Source organism: Frateuria sp. YIM B11624, from assembly GCF_049727805.1.
In the GTDB taxonomy this organism is placed as follows: Bacteria; Pseudomonadota; Gammaproteobacteria; order Xanthomonadales; family Rhodanobacteraceae; genus Frateuria_A.
In genome coordinates, this window is record NZ_JBCNYA010000059.1 from 1 (window position 1) to 6,046 (window position 6,046).

4 protein-coding genes are annotated in these 6,046 nt (G+C 70.6%); 1 reads left to right on the plus strand and 3 read right to left on the minus strand.

The window, feature by feature from the left end; translation table 11 throughout:
* Positions 1 to 52: 52 nt before the first annotated feature.
* The 3 genes from AAIL17_RS18120 to AAIL17_RS18130 all read right to left on the minus strand — a co-directional run bounded on the left by AAIL17_RS18120 (position 53) and on the right by AAIL17_RS18130 (position 4,619).
* Positions 53 to 886, minus strand: coding sequence for a 2OG-Fe(II) oxygenase (locus tag AAIL17_RS18120; RefSeq protein WP_424684228.1), 834 nt, complete (start codon positions 884 to 886; stop codon positions 53 to 55).
* Between the two features lie 26 nt (positions 887 to 912).
* Entirely contained in the window at positions 913 to 3,030 is a 2,118-nt protein-coding gene (locus tag AAIL17_RS18125) for a prolyl oligopeptidase family serine peptidase (protein ID WP_424684229.1), read from the minus strand.
* 77 nt (positions 3,031 to 3,107) lie between these two features.
* Positions 3,108 to 4,619 (minus strand): PLP-dependent aminotransferase family protein, encoded by a 1,512-nt coding sequence (locus AAIL17_RS18130; protein WP_424684230.1) that lies wholly within the window; start codon positions 4,617 to 4,619, stop codon positions 3,108 to 3,110.
* A gap of 145 nt (positions 4,620 to 4,764) precedes the next feature.
* Here AAIL17_RS18130 and AAIL17_RS18135 point away from each other — a divergent pair, with 145 nt between their 5' ends.
* The gene (locus AAIL17_RS18135) at positions 4,765 to 5,934 is read left to right on the plus strand and encodes a hypothetical protein (protein WP_424684231.1); all 1,170 of its coding nucleotides are present in this window, start codon (positions 4,765 to 4,767) and stop codon (positions 5,932 to 5,934) included.
* Positions 5,935 to 6,046: the final 112 nt, after the last annotated feature.

A 6,046-nucleotide genomic window follows, 5' to 3' on the forward strand; every position in this document is an offset into this window, starting at 1 on the left:
TGGGCTTCAGCCCACCGGCAAGCTTGCGGAAGGCGGTGGGCTGAAGCCCACCCTACGCTTTATGCAGCGGCCGTTCGCGCAGCCACTTGGTGGCGATCCACTTCTCGCCGCGGATGACCGGCAGGCCTGCGTGCAGCGAGCTGGTATCGCCACCCTCGTAGGCGAAATAGACGGCCGAACCGGCCAGCGCGGTGACCGTCAGGCCGACGTTCGGGAAGGCGGTGCCGCCGCCTTCCTCGGGCGTGTTGAGGTACATCACCACGCTGGCGATGCGCTGGCCGCCGCGGGCCGTCACTGCCGCGTAGCCCGGCTGGGTGGGATCGAACCAGTCGTAGTGCGGCTCGTATTCCTGGCCGGGCAGGTAGTGCAGCACCTGCAGGCCCTCGCCGTGCTCGACCGGCAGGTCCAGCAGCACGGCCAGGCGTTGCTCGATGGTGCGCACCAGCGGTGTCTCGCCCAGCTTGAAGAACATGCCGGCGCTGGTGCGCCGCTCGTCCACCTGGTGCTTGCCGTCCTCGGCCACCGTCATGGCACGATCCAGCCGCGGGCGTGCCGCCTCGATCAACGCATTGCACTCGCCGGCATCGAGCAGGCCGTCGAGCACGCGCACGATCGGTGCCTCCATGCCGGCGCTCACGCGAACCTGGCGGCCGTCGACGACCGTGCATGGCGCGGCCGGCGCGCGGGTGCGCCGGCCGCTGGGGAGGCTGGCGTTGATCGAGCTCAGCGGCACCTTCAGCACTTCGGCCACCGCGCTGCGGCATTGCGCGGGCGGGTAGCCGGCCTCCTTGAGCAGCTTGAGCACCTCCGGCACGCCGTGGCCCGCGCGCGCGGTGGCGAGGATCCACTCGCGCAATTGCGGGTTGATGCTGCCGGAAGCTCTCATGGATTACGGTGCGGTCGGCGGGGCCGTCATTTTACGTGCTGCCACAGCCAGGTGTATTCGAGCGCGTGCATGAAGGCCGACTGCTTGTTGTCTGCCGCGCCGCCATGGCCGCCCTCGATGTTTTCGTAAAAGTCCGCCGCGTAGCCCATCGCCTGCATCTTCGCTGCCATCTTGCGCGCGTGCGCCGGACCCACGCGGTCGTCGCGGGTGGAGGTGGTGAACAGCACCGGCGGGTAGCGCGTGCCGGCCTGCACGTTTTGGTAGGGCGAGAAGGTCCTGATCCAGGCCCACTCGGCCGGCTTGTCCGGATCGCCGTACTCGGCCATCCAGGAGGCGCCGGCCGACAGGTGGGTATAGCGCTTCATGTCCAGCAGCGGCACCTGGCTGACGATCGCGCCGTAGAGCTGCGGGTAGAGCGTGAGCATGTTGCCCATCAGCAGGCCGCCGTTGCTGCCGCCCATCGCGGCCAGGTGCGCGGGCGAGGTGAGCTTGCGCCTGATCAGGTCTTGCGACACCGCGGCGAAGTCCTCGTAGGCGCGCAGGCGGTTGGCCTTGAGCGCGGCCTTGTGCCAGCGCGGGCCGTACTCGCCGCCGCCGCGGATGTTGGCGATCACGTAGACGCCACCGTTCTCCAGCCAGGCGCGGCCGATGCTGCCGCTGTAGCTCGGGGCCAGGGCGATTTCGAAACCGCCGTAGCCGTACTGCAGGGTCGGGTTGCTGCCGTCGAGCTTCAGCTGCTTCGGCGCGATCTCGAAATACGGCACGCGGGTGCCGTCCTTCGAGCGAACGAAGTGCTGGCTGACCTGGTACTTGGAGGCGTCGAAGAAGCTTGGGCTGTGCTTGATCGCCTCCGCATCGCCTTTGCCCAGGGTGCCGTAGTACAGCGTGGTCGGCTGCAGGAAACCGGTGACGGTGAGGAAGTAGTCATCGCTCTCATCCTCGTCGATGCCGCCGGCGTCGATCGAGGAGAGCGCCGGGGCGCCGCCCAGCGATTCGCGCTTCCACGTGCCGGAACCGGGTGTGAGCACCTCGAGCTTGTTCACCACGTCGTCCATCACGTTGAGGATCAGGTGGTGGCGGGTCCAGGAATAGCCGGCCAGCGCGGTGGTGTCGGTGGGCTCGAACAGCACGGTCAGGTCGCGCTTGCCGGCCATGTAATCGTCGAAGCCGGTGGCGAGCAGCGAACCGGCCTCGTAGGTATGCCCGCCGACGGTCCAGTCACTGCGCGGCTCGATCAGCAGCCATTCGCGCTCGACGCTGGTTTCGGCGTCGGTGGGCACGTCGATGCGGGTGAGCTTGCCGTCCTCGCCGAGCAGGTAGCTCTCGCTGTCGTAGAAGGCCAGCGCGCGCTGCACGAAGCTGCGCTCGTGGCCGGGCGTGAGGTCGCGGTAGGCGCTGACCGCCAGGTCGTCGGGCTTGCCTTCGTAGATCGTCTTCGCGTCGGCCAAGGGCGTGCCGCGGGTCCACAGCTTGGCGATGCGCGGGTAGCTCGATTCGGTCATCGAGCCGGGGCCGAAGTCGGTGCCGACGAAGATGTGGTCCTGGTCGGCCCAGGCCACCTGGTTCTTGGCCTCGGGCAGCCTGAAGCCGTGCTCGACGAAGGCCTTGTCGTGGAGGTCGAACTCGCGCACCACGTCGGCATCCGCGCCGCCGCGGGAGAGCGAGACCAGGCAGCGGCGGTAATCGGGCTTGAGGCATTGCGCGCCGTGCCAGACCCAGTTCTCATGCTCGGCCGCGGCGAGCGCATCGAGGTCGAGCACCGTCTCCCAGGCCGGCTGCGCCTTGCGGTACTCGGCCAGCGTGGTGCGCCGCCACAGGCCCTTCGGGTGGGCCTTGTCGCGCCAGAAGTTGTAGTAGCGGTCGCCCAGCTTCTCGACGAAGGGAATGCGTGCGTCCGAGTCCAGCACTTCGAGCAGACGGGCATCCAGGCGTTTGAACTCGGGCGACTGGGCATAGCCGGTGACGGTGGCCGCATCCTGCCGCTTGACCCAGTCCATCGCGCGCGTGCCGTCGATGTCCTCGAGCCAGAGATAGTCGTCTTGGGCCTGCGATGTTCCGGCAGGCGCGGAGGTCTGTGCGTGGTTCATGCCGCACAGTGTGAGGCCCAGCGCCAGCAGCAGCCAGCGCGATGCGTTCGATGCCATGTCCGTCCCCCGCCAGCCGCGCGGATGCGCGTCGGGCGAGTGTGCCGGCCGCTGGCGGTGTGCGCCTGTGAGGAAAGTCAGGGCGCCGCGATGGCGTCGCGCATGGCCGCCGGACGGCGCGTGCGCGAAGCGGCCGGGCGCAGCGTGGCCAGTGCGCGGGCCATGCGGCGCACGGCTTCGGCCAGTTCGGCTTCGTCCAGGTAGCCGAAACCCAGCCGCAGGCAAGGCTGTGTGCGGCGATGGAAGTCGTAGCGGCCGGCGCCGAACAACTGCACGCCTTCGCGCGCGCCGGCGGCGCACCAGGCGTCCAGGTCGATCGCATGGTCCACGCTCGCCCACAGGCCCATGCCGCCCTCGGGCAGGTGGAACGACAGCGCGCCGCCGAGGTGTGTGCGCAGCGCGCCGGCGAGCGCGTCGCGCCGCGCCGCGTACGTGCGCCGCATGCGCCGCACGTGGCGCAGCAGTTCGCCGTCCTCGAACAGCTCGGCCACCGCGCATTCCATCGCCGCGTCGCCGCGCGCGTCGCTGGCGGCGCGCAGGCTGGCCAGCCGCGGGAACACGCTGGCCGGCGCGGTGACGAAGGCGGTGCTCAGGCCGGGTGCGAGCAGGTTGGAGAGCGAGCCGACGTAGACCACGTTGGCGCGCTCCGGTCCCGCCGCGATCGGCAGCACCGGCTTGCCGTCGTAGTGGAACTCGTGGTCGTAGTCGTCCTCGATGATCGCGAAGCCGTGCGTCACTGCGAGCCGGCCAAGCCGTGCGCGACGCGCGGCCGACATCACCACCGTGGTCGGGAACTGGTGGTGCGGGGTGAGGAACACGGCGCGGATGCGCTGCTGCGGCAGCAGGGCTTCCAGTGCGCCGACGTCCAGCCCGTCGCGATCCAGCGGCAACGGCAACAGGCGCGCGCCGGCCAGCTCCAGCACGCGCCACGCCGGCGGGTAGCCGAGCGCCTCGATCACCACCACGTCGCCGGGGCGCAGCAGCGTGCGTGCGACCAGGTCGATCGCCTGCTCGATGCTGCGCGTGACCATCAGGTTGCCCGGCGTGACCGGCAGCCCGCGCGTGCGCGCGAGCATCGCCGCCAGTTCGGCGCGCAGGCGCGGATGGCCGCAGGCATCGGGCGCGTCCAGTGCGTTGCGCTGGCGCTGGCCGAGCGCTCGGCGGAAGGCGCGCGCCAGCGCCTGCGCCGGGAACAGGCGGGCGTCCGGCATGCCGTTGCAGATCGCCAGCGCACCGGGCGCCGGCGCCGGAGGAGGCGCGGGCAAGGGCAGCGGCGGGGCCAGTTCGTAGGTCGGTGCGCGCTCGCCCGCGCCGGCCGGCGGCCGCGGTGCCGGCGCCTGGGTGGCGACGAAGGTGCCGCCGCCGACACGCGTCTGCACCAGCCCTTCGGCGGCGAGCTCGGCATAGCCGGCGACCACGGTGTTGCGGTTCACGCCGAGCAGGCCGGCCAGCTCGCGCGTGCCCGGCAACGCCTCGCCGGGCTTCAGCCGGCCACGGCGGATGGCGTCGGTGATCGCCCGCGCAAGCTGCAGGAACAGCGGCTGCGGGTGCGCGGGATCGAGCGTGAGGGTCAGTTCCCAGCGGCGCATGGGGCCGAGTGTACGCGCGCACCGAGGAGAAAGGGCAAGCGCAAACCGGACCAGCCCTCGTCGCGGAAGTGGACCTTCCGGGTGCGCCGCCGCAGGTCCAGCCTCCAGTTCGCCGTCCCCACGACACAGTACAAGGAGATCTGCCATGCGTCCGCTTTCGCGCGTACTACTGGCCGCCGCCTGTGCGGCCGCTTTCACCCTTGCCCTGCCGGCCGCCGCGAGCGCGCAAGGGCGATACCGGGTGCAGGACCTGGGTTCGCTCGGCGGCAGCGTCAGCGCCGGCGTCGGCATCAACAACTTCGGCCTGGTGACGGGCTCGTCCTACCTGTCCGGCGACCAGCGCACGCACGCCACCGCCTGGTTGCTCGGTTCGACCTTCGACCTGGGCACGCTCGGCGGCGACAACAGCGCCGTGGTGTTCCCGGTGAAGAACGACTACGGCCTGATCGCCGGCGTGGCCGAGACCGCGCAGCTCGATCCCAATGGCGAGAGCTGGAGCTGCTCGGCGTTCTTCCCCAACACCACGCACCACACCTGCCTGGGCGTGGTGTGGGAGTGGGGCCACAAGCGGGCGCTGCCCACGCTGGGCGGCAACAACGGTTTCGCCGCCGGCATCAACGATCGCGCGCAGGTCGCCGGCTGGGCCGAGACGGCCAGGCGCGACCCGACCTGCAGCCCGCAATCGGACCAGGTACTGCAGTTCCTGCCGGTGGTGTGGGGACCGGCGCGCGACCAGGTGCGTGCGCTGCCGCTGGTCGAGGGCGACAGTTCCGGCGCCGCGGTGGCGCTCAACAACCATGGCCAGGTAGTCGGCATCTCGGGCGACTGCGACCAGGCGGTCGGCCGCTTCACGGCGCGGCATGCGGTGATGTGGGACCACGGGCGGCTGATCAGGCTCGGCGATATCGGCGGGCAGGCCTGGAACACGCCGGTGGCGATCAACCAGCACGGCGACGTGGTCGGCTTCGCCAACGTGCCCGGCGGCGCCACGCCGGGAAGCTTCCATGCGCACGCGTTCCTGTGGACGCGCGCGGGCGGCATGCGCGATCTGGGCACGCTGCCGGGCGATACGGGCAGCCAGGCGCTGGGCATCAACGAGCGCGGCCAGGTGGTGGGGGTGTCCTACGGCGGTACGGCGGGGTCGCGGGCGTTCCTGTGGGAGAACGGGACGATGGTGGATCTCAACAGGTGGGCGCCGGGGTATAGCGGCCATCTGGTGGCGGCCAACGATATCGACGATGCCGGGCGGATCACCGGGCAGGCGGTGGATGGAACGGCCAAGGTGGCGTTCGTGGCGGTGCCTGTTGGGTGGTGAGCTTCGGAAAGAGCTGAAAAAAAGGGCCCGCATGCGGGCCCTTTCTTGTCTAGATCTTTGCAAGCCTTGGGCCCCCCCCCCCAACATCTCCCCCGCGGGGGGAGGGGGGGAA

Excerpts from the sequence above, each read along its gene's own strand:
- AAIL17_RS18120 (WP_424684228.1), bottom strand. The coding sequence starts at position 886 with ATGAGAGCTTCCGGCAGCATCAACCCGCAATTGCGCGAGTGGATCCTC.
- AAIL17_RS18125 (WP_424684229.1), bottom strand. The coding sequence starts at position 3,030 with ATGGCATCGAACGCATCGCGCTGGCTGCTGCTGGCGCTGGGCCTCACA.
- AAIL17_RS18130 (WP_424684230.1), bottom strand. The coding sequence starts at position 4,619 with ATGCGCCGCTGGGAACTGACCCTCACGCTCGATCCCGCGCACCCGCAG.
- AAIL17_RS18135 (WP_424684231.1), top strand. The coding sequence starts at position 4,765 with ATGCGTCCGCTTTCGCGCGTACTACTGGCCGCCGCCTGTGCGGCCGCT.